Here is a 16,190-nt window from a genome sequence, read left to right on the forward strand (position 1 = left end):
TTTCACCCGCAATAAGCGCCGTATGCACAAATACGGCATTATCATCGCCTTTTTCGCCCTGTGCCTGATCGTGGCGCTGATTGGCGAATATCAGGTCGCTCAGGGGGCCTGGAGCAGCAATTATTTTCTCAGCAATGAAAACACCCTGATCGTCCTGCGCCAGGTCTCGATCAACGGCATTCTAGCGATCGGCATGACCTTCGTCATCATTACGGCCGGCGTCGATCTCTCCGTAGGCTCGGTGCTGGCGCTAAGCGGGATCGTTGCCGCCCGCTTCGCCACCAACAACAGCGGATTGGCTATCGGCGACACCGCGACCGCCGTCATGGCGCCGCTGATTGTGGCGTTGGGCATCGGCATCGTTTGCGGCCTGGTGAACGGCACCGTGTTAGCCCGTTATCGGCTGCAGCCGTTTATCGTCACCATGGGCATGCTCTCCGCGGCGCGCGGGTTAACCATGTTGACCACCAACGGCAATCCGGTATCGCAATTGAACAGCGATTTCCGCTGGTTAGGCAATGGCTATGTCGGCGGCGTTCCGGTGCCGGTCATCATCTTCATCGTGCTGTTCGCCCTCGCCTGGCTGGTGCTGAATAAAACCCTCTTCGGGCGTTACATCTACGCCGTCGGCGGCAACCCAAAAAGCGCGCGCACCTCGGGGATTAACGTCACCCGCATCAAAATACTGGTGTATACGCTGTGCGGCGCACTGGCCGGCATCGCCGGCCTGATCCTCACCGCACGCACCGGTTCGGCGCAGACCAACGCCGGCGCAGGGTATGAGCTGGACGCCATCGCGGCGGTGGTGATCGGTGGCACCAGCATGGCCGGCGGCGTCGGTACGCTGGTCGGCACCTTCTTCGGCGTGCTGATTATCGGGGTGATGAATAACGGCCTCGATCTGCTCGGCGTGCAATCGTATTACCAACAAATTATCAAAGGCGCATTGATCGTTCTTGCCGTATTGCTCGACCCATCGCGTAAGCAACAGCGCGATTAATAACATCAGACCCAACTCTACCAGGAGAAAACCATGAATAAGACCAAGATAGCGTTGTTTGCCTCTGCCATGATGCTCGGTAGCCTGTCGGCAGCTCAGGCCGCCCCGGTAAAAATCGCGGTATTGATGTACGGCAACAAAGCCGAGTTCGTGCAATTGATGGAAAGGTTCGGGAAGGAACACCCGGCGGTGAAAAGCGGCGAAGCCGTGCTGACCTTCTACGATGGGCGTTATGATGCATCGGTGCAAAACGATCAGGCCGCCACCGCTATCCAAACGCGCGCCGATGCCATTATCGTCAACCCAATGGATTTTGAGGCCAATATCGATATCGTCACTAATGCCAACGAAGCCAAAATCCCGGTGGTGGTCACCAACGCGCGCCTGAACACGGACGCGATGACGTCTGAAGTGGTGTCTAATGACGAGTTGGGGGGGTATCTGGAAGCCAAAGCCGTCCTGGACAAACTCGACTGCAAGAACCAGAAGGTGAATGTGGTGATTATCGAAGGCCCGAAAGGCGGCAGCGGCGAGATCCAGCGCGGCAAGGGTAACGATAAAGCGATTGCCGAGTGCGGCGCCGGCCAGGTCACGGTACTTGAGCGCAAAACGGCCAACTGGTCACGCGCGGAAGCGCAGCCGCTGATGGAAAACTGGCTGCAGAAGCACCGGGGTAAAATCAACGGCGTGATTGGTCAAAACGACGAGATGGCGCTGGGCGCTATCGAAGCGATCAAAGGCGCTGGCCTGAATGTGAAGGACTTCGCGATTGCCGGCGTTGACGGCGTCTCCGACGCGATTCATGCGGTGCAGGCCGGTGAAATGGTCTCTATTCTGCAAGATGCCAAAGGCCAGATGCAGGGTTCCATCGACGTCGCGCTGCGCGCCGTGAAAGGTGAAAGCTATCAACCACAGTCGGATATCTGGAAACAGTACGCCAAGGATCTGAAATGGGAGGGTGGCACGCAGAAGCATTACTACATTCCGTGGACCGTCGTTACCACAGAGAATGCCCAGCAACTGTTGGACGCGCGCAAGTAATGTCCGGAGCCCCCTGCACGCAGGGGGCCTTTGCTCCGAAGCTTGCCGCAGGCAAAAAAAAGCCAGCACGGAGTGGCTGGCTAAAAAGTTCTTCGAGGGAATATCTTGTGCGATAAACATACGCCTTTCACTGCGGGCTTTACTAGCTATCAGTGCGATAGGCACCCTCAGTTAAAATCAACGCCTGCATATCGGTGAACATCGTTTCCCATTCCGCCTGGTCGATATCCATTAAACCAAAGTAACGCAGCATAAAGGCGCCTTCGGTGGCGAGAAACGCCAGGCGCGCGCGCTTGCCTTCTTCCGTCGTCAAATCCAAACCGGCGATGCGGCTGCGATACCATTCACGCGTGCTCGCCAGATGCTCCGGCGTTTGAATCAGCGTCGCCATTAGCCCGGCGGCCTTGGCGCTGGCGGTCTGATCCGAGCTTTGCGTCGCCAACATATGCGCCCGCACGCTGGTCTGCGGCGAAGGATCGTCACCGGCGATAGCGGCGAACAGCGTCTCGTAGGCACTGCCCCAGCGATCGAACATCGCGTCGATCAGGGCGTCTTTGCTGCCGAAACAGTACTGCACCCCGCCCTTGGAGATCCCCATCGCTTTGGCGACGGCGTCAATGGTCAAGCCGGCGGCGCCCTGGGTGGCGACGATCTCTTCGGCGGTGTCCAAAACTTTGTCGCGATCGATGCTGCGTTGACGTCCCAATAAGAAACCCTTCTTTTCAATACGAACGTATGGATATATATTATCGCCAGTATACCACCCGGCATCGCCGGAGGGTTACCACAATGGCGGCGCCTTCGCGCCGCCCACGTTAACTGGATTATGACTTATGTACGCCAAGAACCGCTGGTTAATCCTGACAATGGTCGCCAGCGCCCTGTTCCTGATTGTTATCGACATGACGGTGCTCTATACCGCTCTGCCACGCTTAACCCAGGCGCTGGACGCCAGCGCCTCGCAAAAACTCTGGATCGTCAACGCCTACCCGCTGGTGGTCGCCGGGCTACTGCCCGGCGCCGGCATGTTGAGCGATCGCATCGGCCATAAGCGGCTGTTTCTCGCCGGGCTGCCGGTGTTTGCCGTCGCTTCGCTGTGCGCCGCTTTCTCGCCCACCGCCGAGTGGCTGATCGCCGCGCGGGTATTCCTCGCCGTTGGCGCGGCAATGATGATGCCCGCCACGCTGTCCATCGTGCGCCACGTCTTTACCGACGAACGCGAACGCGCGCTGGCGATCGGCATCTGGGCCTCGGTGGCCTCCGGCGGCGCGGCCATCGGCCCGGTGGTCGGCGGCCTGCTGCTGGAGTATTTCTGGTGGGGATCGGTGTTCCTGATCAACGTACCGGTGGTGTTGCTGGTCTGGCCGCTGGCGTGGAAACTGATCCCGCGCTGCGGCGGCGATAACCCGCGCCCCGCCGATATCGTCGGCTCGGTGCAGATCATGATCGGTCTGGTCGGCGCTATCTATGCGCTGAAGGAACTGAGCAAGCCGGCGCCTGACCTCAGCGCGTTGCTCGCAGCGGCCCTGATCGGCATCCTGTTCCTGGTGCTGTTTGTGCGTCGTCAGCAGCGCAGCGCTCACCCGATGATCGATTTCTCCCTGTTCCGCAACCGGCTGTTCGCCGGCGGCATCGGCGTGGCGTTGCTGTCGATGGTGGCCCTGATCGGCGTCGAGCTGGTGCTCAGCCAACGCTTGCAGCTGGTGCTCGGCCTCAGCCCGCTGCAGGCTGCGCTGTTCATCTTGCCGATCCCGCTGGCCTCGGCGCTGGCGGGGCCAATGGCCGGTTTACTGTTGCCGCGCTACGGTGAGCGCAGCATCATCCTCGGCGGTTTCGTCCTGACCGCCTTCGGCATCGCCGGCCTCGCCCTGTGGTATCAAAGCAGCATGGCACCGCAGCTGGTGAGCCTGGCGTTGGTGGGCTTTGGCCTCGGCGGCGTGATCACCGCCGCGTCCACCGCCATCATGCTGAACGCGCCGGAGGAGAAATCCGGCATGGCGGCATCTATCGAAGACGTCTCCTACGAGCTGGGTGGCGTGCTGGGCGTGACGCTGCTCGGTGGGTTGATGACGGCGGTTTACAGTCACAGCCTGGCGCTGCCGGCGGCGCTGCCGGTCAGCGATCTGGCCTACGACAGTATCGACGAAGCCCTGCGTCTGGCCGCCGGAATGGCGGCCGATCGCGCGCAGCAGCTGACGCAGCTGGCGCGTTTGGCCTTCGATCGCGCCTTTATTACGGTGCTGATCGCCGCCGCGCTGTTAATGGCGCTGGGCGCCGGCGTGGTAAAACTGGCGCTGCGCAAGTAACCGATAAAAGCGGCTTTTTTCGCCGGCGGATCCTGCGTAAACTGATTCGGCAATTTGCTCGACGGATTTATCGTCATCGGTTTAAGCGATGGTAATGATGCCTGTTATCGTGTTTAACCCTGCGATAAATCCGGTTACTGTAACAGCTATGGAAATTGATTCTGTCTACCCTTGGAACGAATAATCAGGAGAAGATTATTATGGCAACGGCGAAGAAAGCAGCGAAAACCCATATCGGCCTCGACAGTAAACAATCGGCAAAACTCGCCGAAGCGCTGAATGCGCTGTTGGCGAATTATCAGGTGCTGTATATGAACGTGCGCGGCTATCACTGGAATATTACCGGCCCGCAGTTCTTTGAGCTGCACGCGAAATTCGAAGAAACTTACAACGATCTGCTGACCAAGGTGGATGAGCTGGCGGAACGTATCCTGACGCTGGGCTCACAGCCGCGTCACGCTTTCAGCGACTATCTGAAAACCGCCGACATCAAGGAACACACCAACGTGACCGATGATAAGGGCACGCTGCGCGGCCTGTTGGAAGGGTATTCAATCTTGCTGCAGCAGCAGCGTGAACTGCTGACGGTAGCGGCAGACGCCGGCGACGAAGGCACCGCGTCATTGATGAGCGATTATATCAAAGAGCAGGAAAAACAGGTCTGGATGCTCAACGCCTATCTGGGCAAATAACCCTGACGCCATAACAAAACAGTCCCTCTCGGGACTGTTTTCGTTTTACCACTCGCAGGATACCGCAAACAGCAGCGCACGCCGATGCTGATCGTCCAGGCGGCGCCGCACCCGGATAATATGGCGATTGCTGCACGACTGGCGTTCCAGCCAGCGATGCCGGCGACGTTGGCTCTGTCGCAACATGCGCCAACGGCCCACTTCATTTCTACTGCGTCTCATAATTCCGTCACTCGTTCGTCTAATGCCAACCGCGGGCATTATAGCCCTTTCCGCCCGTGATCCAAGCCGCCGTTATCGGCAACATACCGGACGTCGCACCGGCAAAAACCCCCCTTTCAATTTCGGCAAGTGCCTTAACTTCATCATATTTATGTAACATAAGCGCCGATAAAAGGTTTCGCCTTGCCCGATCTGTGCGTACACTCATCATTGGTGGTTTGCGAACGGGATTTTTCGCCTTTATGACAACATTTTATACCGTAATCAGTTGGCTCATGGTGTTCGGCTACTGGCTGCTGATCGCCGGCGTGACGATGCGCATTTTGATGAAACGCCGTGCGGTTCCCTCTGCCATGGCCTGGCTGCTGGTTATCTATATTCTGCCGCTGTTCGGCATCGTGGCCTATTTATCGTTCGGCGAGCTGCATCTGGGCAAGCGCCGGGCCGAGCGCGCCAAGGCCATGTGGCCGTCGACCGCGCGCTGGCTGAAGGAACTGAAAGAGAGCCGTCGCATCTTCGCCACCGAATACAGTAAAGTCGCCGAACCGCTGTTCCAGCTGTGCAACCGCCGCCAGGGCATCGACGGCGTCAAGGGCAACCAGCTGCAGCTGCTCACCACCACCGACGACACGCTGAAAGCGCTGATCCGCGACATCGAGCTGGCGCGCCACAACATCGAAATGGTGTTCTATATCTGGCAGCCCGGCGGCCTGGTCGATCAGGTGGCCGAATCGCTGATGGCCGCCGCCCGGCGCGGCGTACACTGCCGCCTGATGCTGGACTCCGCCGGCAGTCTGCAATTTTTCCGCAGCCCCTACCCGGCGATGATGCGCAACGCCGGCATCGAAGTGGTCGAAGCGTTGAAGGTCAACCTCTTGCGCGTGTTCCTGCGCCGCATGGATCTGCGTCAGCACCGCAAAGTGGTGCTGATCGACAACTATATCGCCTATACCGGCAGCATGAACATGGTCGATCCGCGCTACTTCAAACAGGATGCGGGCGTCGGCCAATGGATCGATCTGATGGCGCGCATGGAAGGCCCGGTGGCCACCACCATGGGCATCGTCTATGCCTGCGACTGGGAAATTGAAACCGGCAAGCGCATTCTGCCGCCGCCGCCGGACGTCAACATCATGCCGTTCGAGCAGGAAAGCGGCCACACCATTCAGGTGATCGCCTCCGGCCCCGGCTTCCCCGAGGAAATGATCCACCAGGCGCTGCTAACCGCGGTTTATTCCGCGCGCGAGCAGCTGATCATGACCACGCCGTACTTCGTGCCGAGCGACGATCTGCTGCACGCCATCTGCACCGCCGCTCTGCGCGGCGTCGAGGTCAGCATCATCGTGCCGCGCGACAACGATTCGATGATGGTGCGCTGGGCCAGCCGCGCGTTCTTCTCCGAGCTGCTGGAAGCCGGAGTGAAAATTTATCAGTTCGAAGGCGGTCTGCTGCACACCAAGAGTGTGCTGGTTGACGGCCAGCTTAGCCTGGTCGGCACCGTCAATCTGGATATGCGCAGCCTGTGGCTGAATTTCGAAATCACCCTGGTGATCGACGACGACGGCTTCGGCAGCGATCTGGCCTGCGTGCAGGAAGATTACATCGCCCGTTCCCAGTTGCTGAACGCCAAAGAGTGGCTGAAGCGGCCGTTCTGGCATCGCCTGGTTGAGCGCCTGTTCTACTTTTTCAGCCCGCTGCTGTAAAAGCCGCAACGAGCGTGCTTTAATAGCGCCAAATCATTTGTTATCAGGATTTTTTTATGGATTTGAATAACCGCCTTACCGAAGACGAAACGCTGGAACAGGCCTACGACATCTTTCTCGAATTGGCCGGCGACAATCTGGATCCGGCGGATATTCTGCTGTTCAATCTGCAGTTTGAAGAGCGCGGCGGCGCAGAACTGTACGATCCCTCCGAAGACTGGAGCGAGCACGTGGACTACGATCTGAACCCAGACTTCTTCGCCGAAGTGGTGATCGGTCTGGCGGACAGCGACGGCGAGCCAATCAACGACGTGTTCGCCCGCGTGCTGATCTGCCGCGAGAAAGACCACAAGCTGTGCCACATTCTGTGGAAAGAGTGATTCGCCGCCAGCGCATCGGATAAAAAAGCCCCGCTTATTCAGCGGGGCTTTTTGTTGCCGGCTAGCGGCGCATTACAGCGGATCGACCTTCAGGCAGGATACCGCGTGGCGGAAGCTGCCCTCCAGCAGCGGACGCGTCTTGGCGCACTCCGGCCCGGCGATCGGGCAGCGGGTGCGGAACACGCAGCCGGTCGGCGGGTTGATCGGCGAAGGCAGCTCCCCTTCCAACAGCTGGATCTGTTTTTCCTTCTCCTTGTCCGGATCCGGGATCGGCACCGCCGACATCAGCGCTTTGGTGTAAGGGTGCTGTGGGTTGTGATACACCTCGTCATAGGTGCCCAGCTCCACCGCATGGCCCAGGTACATCACCAGCACGCGATCGGAAATGTGCTTCACCACCGCCAAATCGTGGGCGATAAAGATCAATGACAGCCCCATCTCGCGCTGCAGCTGCTGCAACAGGTTCACTACCTGCGCCTGAATCGACACGTCCAACGCGGAGACCGGCTCGTCGCAGATCACCAGCTTCGGTTCGAGGATCAGCGCGCGCGCGATGCCGATACGCTGGCACTGACCGCCGGAGAACTCGTGCGGGTAGCGGTTGATCAGGTTAGGCAACAGGCCGACCTTCAGCATCATCGCCTTGACCTTGTCCTTCACTTCCTGACGCGGCATTTTCGGGTAGTAGGTGCGCAGCGGCTCGGCGATGATCTCGCCGATGGTCATGCGCGGGTTGAGCGAAGCCAGCGGATCCTGGAAGATCATCTGGATATCGCTGCGGGTTTTACGCCAGTCAGCGTCGCTCATGCCCAGCAGATCTTTGCCCAGCCAGGCGACGCGCCCGCTGGTGGCCTTCACCAGGCCGATGATGGCGCGCGCGAAGGTGGATTTGCCGCAGCCGGATTCGCCAACCACGCCCAGCGTTTCCCCCTCGAACAGCCGCAGCGTGACGCCATCGACCGCCTTCAGGGTTTTCGGCGGCTGCCAGAACCACTGTTTGTCATCATGAATGTCGAAGTGCACTTTCAGATCGGCGACTTCGAGCAGCACTTTCTTGTCGGTTACCGCTGTCATACCAACGCCTCCACCGGTTTAAAGCAGGCGCGCAGGCGCCCTTCCCCAAATTGCTCCAACGGCGGAGCGCTCGCGCACTGTTCCATGGCGTACGGGCAGCGCGGTTGGAACGGGCAGCCTTTCGGCAACCGCAGTAGGTTCGGCGGGTTGCCGGGAATGGTCAACAACGCTTCGCCTTCGGCGTCGAGACGCGGCACCGCATTCAACAGACCAATGGAGTACGGATGGCTCGGCTGGTAGAACACCTCGCGTGCGCTGCCGTATTCCATGGTGCGGCCGGCGTACATCACCAGCACCTTGTTGCAGATGCCGGCCACCACGCCCAGGTCGTGGGTGATCATGATGATGGCGGTGTTGAACTCGCGCTTCAGCTCGTTGAGCAGCGTCATGATCTGCGCCTGGACGGTCACGTCCAGCGCGGTGGTCGGCTCGTCGGCGATCAGCAGCTTCGGCCGGCACAGCAACGCCATGGCGATCATCACGCGCTGGCGCATACCGCCGGAAAACTCGTGCGGGTACATGCGCATGCGCTTGCGCGCCTCCGGCATTTTCACCGCGTCGAGCATGCGGACCGACTCTTCGAAGGCTTCGCTTTTGCTCAGTTTCTTATGCAGCATCAGCACTTCCATCAGCTGTTCGCCAACGCGCATATAAGGGTTGAGCGAGGTCATCGGGTCCTGGAAGATCATCGAGATCTCCTCGGCCCGCAGCTTGTTAAGCTGATTTTCCGGCAGGTTGAGGATCTCGCGGCCGTTGAATTTGGCCGAGCCGCCGATGCGGCCATTGCTCGCCAGCAGCCCCATCAGGGCGAACGCGGTCTGCGATTTGCCTGAGCCAGATTCACCGACGATGCCCAGCGTTTCGCCGGCGCGCAGATCGAAGTTCAGATCGTTTACCGCCGTCACGTCGCCGTCCGGCGTGGAAAACGTGACGCGCAGGTCTTTCACGTCCAGCAGCGGCGACGTTTTGACGCCGGCGCCGGTTTGCAGTTGAGGATGTTCAATGGTGCTCATGGTTGCACTCCTTAACGATCTTTCGGGTCGAGGGCGTCACGCAGGCCATCGCCGATAAAGTTGAAACAGAACAGAGTGACTACCAGGAAACCCGCCGGGAACAGCAGCAACCACGGTGAAACTTCCATTGAGTTGGCGCCGTCGCTGAGCAATGCGCCCCAACTGCTCAGCGGCTCCTGCGTGCCCAGCCCCAGGAAGCTGAGGAAGGATTCGAACAGGATCATGCTCGGCACCAGCAGCGACGCGTACACCACTACCACGCCGAGCACGTTAGGCACGATATGCCGCAGCACGATGTTGCGCGTGGAGACGCCGCACACCAGCGCCGCTTCGATGAACTCCTTACGCTTGAGACCGAGCGTTTGGCCGCGCACGATACGCGCCATATCCAGCCACGACACCATACCGATCGCCACGAAGATCAACAGGATATTCTGGCCGAAGAAGGTCACCAGCAGGATCACGAAGAACATGAACGGGAAGGAGTTGAGGATCTCCAGCAGACGCATCATCACCGAGTCGATCTTGCCGCCCAGATAACCGGACATCGCGCCGTACAGGGTGCCGACGATCACCGCCACCAGCGCCGCCGCCACGCCGACCATCAGCGAGATACGCCCGCCAATCGCCACGCGCACCAGCAGGTCGCGCCCGGAGGAATCGGTGCCGAAATAGTGCCCCGATTCCAGGCTTGGCGCGGCGGACATCATCGCCCAATCGGTATCGTCGTAGGCAAATTGCGACAGCATCGGCGCCAGCACCACAAACAGCGTGATCAACACCAGGATGAACAGGCTGCTGACCGCCGCACGGTTATGCATAAAGCGCCGGCGCGCGTCTTGCCACAGGCTGCGTCCTTCCACTTCCAGCTTCTCGCTGAAGTGTTCCAGAGCTTCGCTGTTCTTTTTAGTCAACATCATTCGCGTGCTCCAGATTAATAACGGATTTTCGGATCGATGACCGCATACAGCACATCGACGATCGCGTTGAACAGAATGGTCAGAGCGCCCACCAGAATGGTCAGGCTCAACACCAGGGAGTAGTCGCGGTTCAGCGCGCCATTAACGAACAGCTGGCCGATCCCCGGCAGGCCGTAGATGGTTTCGATCACCATCGAACCGGTGATGATCCCGACGAACGCCGGGCCCATATAGGACAGCACCGGCAACAGCGCCGGCTTCAGCGCGTGGCGGAAAATGATGCGGCGCATCGGCAAGCCTTTAGCGCGCGCGGTGCGAATGAAGTTGGAGTGCAGCACTTCAATCATCGAGCCGCGCGTGATACGGGCGATGCTGGCGATATAGGCCAGAGACAGCGCTACCATCGGCAAGATGATGAACTTAGGCGCGCCGCCGTTCCAGCCGCCGCCCGGCAGCCATTTCAACGTGATGGCGAAGATCAGCACCAACAGCGGCGCCACCACGAAACTGGGTATCACCACCCCGGTCATGGCGAACCCCATCACCGTGTAGTCCCATTTGGTGTTCTGATTCAACGCGGCGATCACGCCGGCGCTCACGCCCAGCACCACCGCCAGCAGAAACGCGGCCAGGCCGAGTTTGGCGGAAACCGGGAAAGAGCTGGCGACCAGATCGTTGACCGAATAGTCCTTGTATTTAAAGGACGGGCCGAAGTCTCCCTGCGCAAGCTGCGCCAGATAATGACCGTACTGTTTCCAGATCGGGTCGTTCAAATGGTATTTGGCTTCGATATTCGCCATAACTTCCGGCGGCAATGCGCGTTCCCCGGTAAATGGACTGCCGGGCGCCAGGCGCATCATGAAGAATGAGATGGTGATAAGGATAAATAGTGTCGGGATCGCTTCCAATAAGCGACGAAGTATAAATTTAAGCATTGCCCTAACCCTGTGCGACAGCCTGATGACGGCTTATTATTCTCAACATGGGCCGGCGGCCTGCGCCGCCGGCTCTTACCGTATCAATGCTTGATGATGTACAGGTTTTTGTCGTACACGTTATCAAGCGGGTCTTTGCCGGTGTAGCCACCGACGTAAGGTTTCACCAAACGGGCGTTCACATAGTAATACAGCGGAACGATGGCGGAATCTTTATCCAGCTGAACTTCCGCTTTCTGATACAGATCGGCGCGCTCGTCTTTGCTCTTCGCGGTCAACACGTTGGCCATCAGCTTGTCGAACTCGGCGCTCTTATAGTGCGGGGTGTTACTGCTGCTGTCGGACAGCATCATGTTCAGGAACGAACTCGGCTCGTTATAGTCGGCGCACCAGCCGGCGCGCGCCACGTCATAGGTCCCCTGATGACGGGTATCCAGGAAGGTTTTCCACTCCTGGTTCACCAGCTTCACGTCCACGCCCAGGTTTTTCTTCCAGATGGAGGCGGCGGCGATCGCCAGCTTCTTGTGCAGATCGGAGGTGTTGTACAGCAGGGAGAAGGTCAACGGTTTATCCGGGCCGTAGCCGGCTTCCGCCAGCAGTTTCTTCGCCACTTCGTTGCGTTTTTCCTGCGTCCAGCCGAACCACTCCGGCGGAGTCAGCTTGGCGCCGTCGGTGTATGGCGGCGTAAAGCTGTAGGCCGGCAGATCGCCCTGGTTTTTCACCTTGTTGACGATGATGTCGCGGTCCATGCCCAGCTTCAGCGCTTCACGCACGCGCGCATCGGTGAACGGCGCCTTCTGGTTGTTGATTTCGTAGTAGTAGGTGCACAGGTAAGGATCGACATGCACCTCTTTCGGGATCTCTTTCTTCAGCTTCTGGAACAGTTCGATCGGCATGTTGTTGTAGGTCATGTCGATTTCGCCGGTGCGGTAGCGGTTAACGTCGGTCACTTCCGACGAAATAGGCAGGAACGTCACTTTATTGATGATGGTTTTGGCGTTATCCCAATATTCCGGGTTGCGTTCCAGTACGATGCGTTCGTTGACAATCCAGTCTTTCAGTTTGTAAGCGCCGTTGCTGACGTAGTTGGCTGGCAGCGTCCACTTCTCGCCAAACTTCTCCACCGCGTCTTTGTAAACCGGCTTCATGGCGTAGTGTGGGGTCATTTCAACCAGATAAGGCACCGGCTCGCTCAGGGTCACCTGGAAGGTGTGGTCGTCGATGGCCTTCACGCCCAGCGTCGACTTGTCTTTTTTACCGGCGATAATGTCATCGACGTTTTCCACATGGGCGTACTGCAGGTAGCTGGCGTAAGGCGATGCAGTTTTCGGATCCACTACGCGCTGCCAGCTGTAGACGAAATCTTGCGCCGTCACCGGCTTGCCGTTGGACCATTTGGCGTCTTTACGCAGGTGGAAGGTCCAGACTTTGAAATCTTTGTTATCCCAGCTTTCCGCGACGCCCGGCACGATGGAACCGTCCGGGCTGTTGTTCGCCAAGCCTTCCATCAGATCGCGGGTGACGTTGTTTTCCGGCACGCCCTCGATTTTATGTGGGTCAAGCGACTGCACTTCGGAACCGTTATTTTTGACAATTTCTTGCTTGTCGGCCAGTTGCACGCCGGCAGGAACGTCGGCGGCAAAGGCGGAGGTGGTTGCTGTGATGCCCAGCGCGGCGATGACGCCGGCGGCAATGAGCGTTTTCTTCGTGATGTTGGTCATACTTATCGACTCCAGTTTTTATTATCACAGGCTCTTCGTGGAACCTGCGTTGCCCGTAAGCGGACTCTGTTTTCCCGCCGCCGCGGAACGAATGCGGCGGCCGGCCTTCCCTATATTCCTCCGCGAGTTAGCGCAAGGAATACCCCTTTACTGCTTGATAATGTACAGATTTTTAACGTCGGTATAGTCCAGCGGGTCTTTGCCGGTGAACCCGCCTACCGTCGGCTTGATCAACCGTGCGCTGACGCGGTAATAAACCGGGACCAACGCGGAGTCTTTGTCCAGCTGAGCTTCCGCCTGCTGATAGAGCGCGGCGCGCGCGGCCTCATCCGGCGCCTTCAGCGTAGCGGCCATGATGGCGTCGAACGCCGGGCTCTTATAGAACACGGTATTGATACTGCTGTTGGACAGCACCAGGTTCAGGAACGCACTGGGTTCGTTGTAATCGCCGCACCAGGTGGCGCGCGCCACATCGTATTGCCCCTGATGGCGGCTCTCCAATGAAGTCTTCCACTCCTGATTGCGCAGCGTGACCTCCGCACCGAGGTTCTTCTTCCACATCGATGCGGCGGCGATCGCCTGCTGTTTGTTTTGATCGGAGGTGTTGTAGAGCAACGAGAACTTCAGCGGTTTGGCATCGCTGTAGCCCGCCTCAGCCAGCAGCTTCCTGGCTTCGGCGTTGCGCTGTTCCTGGCTCCAGCCGGCCCATGCGGGCTGCGTAAAGTTCGCGCCCTCCGTAAAGGTCGGCGTGAAACTGTAGGCCGGGATCTGTCCCTGGCCCATGATCTTGTTGGCGATGATGTCGCGATCCAGCGTCATCTTCACCGCCGTACGCACGCGTGGATCGGTAAACGGCGCCCGCTTGTTATTGAGCTCGTAATAGAAGGTGCACAGATAAGGGTTAACGTGCAGCTGTTCGGGCATTTCGCGCTTCATCTTGACGTACAGGTACGGCGGGATCGCGCTGTTGGTGATGTCGATCTCGCCGCTGCGGAAGCGGTTGACGTCGCTGACTTCCGAGGTAATTGGCAGGAAGGTCGCCTGATTGATCACCGTCTGCTTGTTGTTCCAGTAGCTCGGGCTGCGCTCCAGCACGATGCGCTCGTTCACCACCCACTCTTTCAGGCGGTAAGCGCCGTTGCCGACGTAGTTGGCGGGTAGCGTCCATTTATCGCCGAATTTCTCCACCACCGCCCGTTTGACCGGTTTGAGCGACGTGTGGCTCAGCATGCTGATGAAATACGGCACCGGTTCGCTCAGCGTCACCTGCAGCGTCTGGTCATCCAACGCCTTGACGCCGAGGGTCTGCGGAGGCTTCTTGCCGGTCAGGATGTCGTCGATATTGTCGACTTTGGTGTATTGCAGATAGCTGGCGTAAGGCGAGGCGATTTTCGGATCGGCCAGGCGCTGCCAGCTGTAGACGAAGTCCTGCGCGGTCACCGGAGTACCGTCGCTCCACACCGCGCCGGGGCGCAGGTGGAAGGTCCATTGCTGATAATTCTGGTTTTCCCAGCTCGCCGCCGCCGCCGGCACCACATGCCCGTTGGCGTCGGTGCTCACCAGCCCTTCAAGTAGGTTAAGAATGATATTACTTTCCGGTACGCCCTCGACCTTATGCGGATCCAATGAAGCCACTTCGCTGCCGTTGTTGATCACAATATTCTGTTGCTGCGCCAACTGAACGCCGGCCGGCACTTCCGCCGCCAAACTGTTATTTATGGCGCCGACGCTCAACGCGCCGCTAATCAACAAGGTCAAAGAAGTACGCTTCAGGGTTTGCTGCATAATCGAGGCTCCTTTTCACCGACAAGCATCGCTTATCGAAGTTTGTGAAGTGTTTATAAGAATTCTAAATAAACGGATACCAGCAAAAATCATTCCCGTTTTTATGGCGCATTTCAGTTAATTGACCACGGGAAAGTTGCTCGGAAATTAGCAGAAGCCAAATTCCATAGCCAATAAATTTTACGAAAATGTTAAGCAATTCTCTTTTATCGCACGAAGCCCGATCCGCTCCCCGAGAGCGGGGCAACGAAAAAACAAAATCATCACTTTGATTTTAAAGATAAAAAAACCAAAATCATTTCGTTTGAAACCGTCAGCGTCATCTCACCGCCGCACAAAGAAACATTCAGTTAACAATCCAGCCATTCAAAGAACAAACACCTGCCTATGGTCGGTTAATCACTAATAACACCTGGATGAAAGTGAGACAAGCCCCACAGAATGATGTGATTAATTTAACAACAGCTTTACCGTTGAACGGGGACAAAACGCGCGGAAATGGGGGAAGAAAAGTATCTGAAATAACGCTTAGCGTTTTTTTTGCACAGCAAGATGAGATTTATGCAACATAAGGGTGCAACCGAATAAATTTTATTCATCCTCTGCACTATAATAATGCGAACCAATAAATAATTTAAATTTTAAAATTAATTTTAGCCGCGCCAACGCGAAAGGTGCGCGGCTAAACAAAGGGTATTACAACAGGCCGGGGAATATCGCCTTAATGCCGGTAACGATAAACTCGATCCCGAGCGCCATCAGCAACAGGCCCATGATTCGGGTGATCACGTTGATGCCGGTCTGCCCAAGCAAACGCACCAACAGCGGCGCGGCGCGGAACAACAGCCAGCAGCAAAAGGCGAACAAGGCGATCGCCACCGTAAAACCGAGCAGGCTTTGCCAGTTGTGATAACGTGAACTCCAGACGATGGTAGAACTGATCGCCCCTGGCCCCGCCATCAGCGGCAGCGCTAACGGCACCACGCCGATACTTTCGCGGATCGCGCTCTCCGACTTCTCTTGTTTGTTCTGTTTGTCTTCCCCCAGCTTGCCGCTGATCATCGACATGGCGATGGTCACCACCAGAATACCGCCGGCGATGCGGAACGAATCGATAGAGATGCCGAACATCCGCAGGATCCCTTCGCCCAGGAACAGCGAGGTCCACAGAATGATGGCGACCGACAGGTTGGCGGTCAGGTTGGTTTTGTTGCGCCCCGCTTCCGCCTGATAGCTGGTCATACTGATAAACACCGGCAAGATGCCCACCGGGTTGACCAGCGCAAACAGACCGACAAAGAACTTGATAAAGCCGGAAAGATCCAACAGAGATTGGCCCACAGATGGCTCCGCATTAAGTACTATAAAAAGGTGTGCTGCCTATGCGCGCTAATGTAA

The 16,190-nt window shown here is 57.9% G+C and carries 15 protein-coding genes; 6 read left to right on the forward strand and 9 right to left on the reverse strand.

Annotated elements, in window-relative coordinates; all coding sequences use genetic code 11:
- The first annotated feature begins 22 nt into the window (after nucleotides 1–22).
- The gene (locus ACMGGW_RS12105) at nucleotides 23–1,000 is read left to right on the forward strand and encodes an ABC transporter permease (RefSeq protein WP_016927501.1); all 978 of its coding nucleotides are present in this window, start codon (nucleotides 23–25) and stop codon (nucleotides 998–1,000) included.
- A 33-nt stretch (nucleotides 1,001–1,033) separates the two neighbouring features.
- The gene (locus ACMGGW_RS12110; protein ID WP_025303066.1) at nucleotides 1,034–2,041 is read left to right on the forward strand and encodes a substrate-binding domain-containing protein; all 1,008 of its coding nucleotides are present in this window, start codon (nucleotides 1,034–1,036) and stop codon (nucleotides 2,039–2,041) included.
- Between the two features lie 142 nt (nucleotides 2,042–2,183).
- Here the strand turns inward: ACMGGW_RS12110 and ACMGGW_RS12115 are convergent, their stop codons facing one another.
- Nucleotides 2,184–2,747, reverse strand: a complete 564-nt coding sequence (locus tag ACMGGW_RS12115) for a TetR/AcrR family transcriptional regulator (RefSeq protein ID WP_141998237.1) — start codon at nucleotides 2,745–2,747, stop codon at nucleotides 2,184–2,186.
- 127 nt (nucleotides 2,748–2,874) lie between these two features.
- Here ACMGGW_RS12115 and smfY point away from each other — a divergent pair, with 127 nt between their 5' ends.
- Together smfY and ACMGGW_RS12125 are read left to right on the forward strand one after the other, a co-directional pair.
- Nucleotides 2,875–4,347: a multidrug efflux MFS transporter SmfY gene (gene smfY, locus ACMGGW_RS12120; protein ID WP_025303068.1), complete on the forward strand. Its 1,473-nt coding sequence runs from the start codon at nucleotides 2,875–2,877 to the stop codon at nucleotides 4,345–4,347.
- A 200-nt stretch (nucleotides 4,348–4,547) separates the two neighbouring features.
- The gene (locus ACMGGW_RS12125) at nucleotides 4,548–5,039 is read left to right on the forward strand and encodes a Dps family protein (protein WP_004932132.1); all 492 of its coding nucleotides are present in this window, start codon (nucleotides 4,548–4,550) and stop codon (nucleotides 5,037–5,039) included.
- 45 nt (nucleotides 5,040–5,084) lie between these two features.
- Here ACMGGW_RS12125 and ACMGGW_RS12130 read toward each other — a convergent pair whose 3' ends face one another.
- Nucleotides 5,085–5,261 carry a YciY family protein gene (locus ACMGGW_RS12130; protein WP_025159792.1) on the reverse strand — a complete coding sequence of 59 codons (177 nt, stop codon included), beginning with the start codon at nucleotides 5,259–5,261 and terminating at the stop codon, nucleotides 5,085–5,087.
- 242 nt (nucleotides 5,262–5,503) lie between these two features.
- On the opposite strand from ACMGGW_RS12130, the gene cls reads away from it, so the two are divergent.
- Both cls and ACMGGW_RS12140 read left to right on the forward strand, forming a co-directional pair.
- Complete coding sequence (gene cls / locus ACMGGW_RS12135; protein ID WP_025303070.1) at nucleotides 5,504–6,964, forward strand: cardiolipin synthase; 1,461 nt, start codon at nucleotides 5,504–5,506, stop codon at nucleotides 6,962–6,964.
- 56 nt (nucleotides 6,965–7,020) lie between these two features.
- Complete coding sequence (locus tag ACMGGW_RS12140; RefSeq protein ID WP_004932139.1) at nucleotides 7,021–7,344, forward strand: HI1450 family dsDNA-mimic protein; 324 nt, start codon at nucleotides 7,021–7,023, stop codon at nucleotides 7,342–7,344.
- Between the two features lie 72 nt (nucleotides 7,345–7,416).
- On the opposite strand, the gene oppF is transcribed toward ACMGGW_RS12140, so the two are convergent.
- The 7 genes from oppF to ACMGGW_RS12175 all read right to left on the reverse strand — a co-directional run bounded on the left by oppF (nucleotide 7,417) and on the right by ACMGGW_RS12175 (nucleotide 16,133).
- Nucleotides 7,417–8,418: a murein tripeptide/oligopeptide ABC transporter ATP binding protein OppF gene (gene oppF / locus ACMGGW_RS12145; RefSeq protein WP_025303071.1), complete on the reverse strand. Its 1,002-nt coding sequence runs from the start codon at nucleotides 8,416–8,418 to the stop codon at nucleotides 7,417–7,419.
- Nucleotides 8,415–9,431, reverse strand: coding sequence for an ABC transporter ATP-binding protein (locus ACMGGW_RS12150; RefSeq protein WP_043142468.1), 1,017 nt, complete (start codon nucleotides 9,429–9,431; stop codon nucleotides 8,415–8,417). The genes oppF and ACMGGW_RS12150 overlap by 4 nt, the downstream gene beginning before the upstream one ends.
- A gap of 11 nt (nucleotides 9,432–9,442) precedes the next feature.
- Nucleotides 9,443–10,351: an oligopeptide ABC transporter permease OppC gene (oppC, locus tag ACMGGW_RS12155; RefSeq protein ID WP_025303073.1), complete on the reverse strand. Its 909-nt coding sequence runs from the start codon at nucleotides 10,349–10,351 to the stop codon at nucleotides 9,443–9,445.
- Between the two features lie 14 nt (nucleotides 10,352–10,365).
- Nucleotides 10,366–11,286: an oligopeptide ABC transporter permease OppB gene (gene oppB, locus ACMGGW_RS12160; protein WP_004932150.1), complete on the reverse strand. Its 921-nt coding sequence runs from the start codon at nucleotides 11,284–11,286 to the stop codon at nucleotides 10,366–10,368.
- An 83-nt stretch (nucleotides 11,287–11,369) separates the two neighbouring features.
- On the reverse strand, nucleotides 11,370–13,007 hold the full coding sequence (gene oppA / locus ACMGGW_RS12165) for an oligopeptide ABC transporter substrate-binding protein OppA (RefSeq protein ID WP_197832021.1): 1,638 nt from the start codon (nucleotides 13,005–13,007) through the stop codon (nucleotides 11,370–11,372).
- Nucleotides 13,008–13,154: 147 nt separating this feature from the next.
- A complete protein-coding gene (locus ACMGGW_RS12170) occupies nucleotides 13,155–14,792 on the reverse strand; it encodes an ABC transporter substrate-binding protein (RefSeq protein ID WP_049207077.1) in 1,638 nt (545 codons plus the stop codon).
- 696 nt (nucleotides 14,793–15,488) lie between these two features.
- Entirely contained in the window at nucleotides 15,489–16,133 is a 645-nt protein-coding gene (locus tag ACMGGW_RS12175; protein ID WP_015378089.1) for a YchE family NAAT transporter, read from the reverse strand.
- Between the last annotated feature and the right edge of the window lie 57 nt (nucleotides 16,134–16,190).

It is taken from the genome of Serratia sp. BNK-4 (assembly GCF_048685115.1).
GTDB lineage: Bacteria > Pseudomonadota > Gammaproteobacteria > Enterobacterales > Enterobacteriaceae > Serratia > Serratia bockelmannii.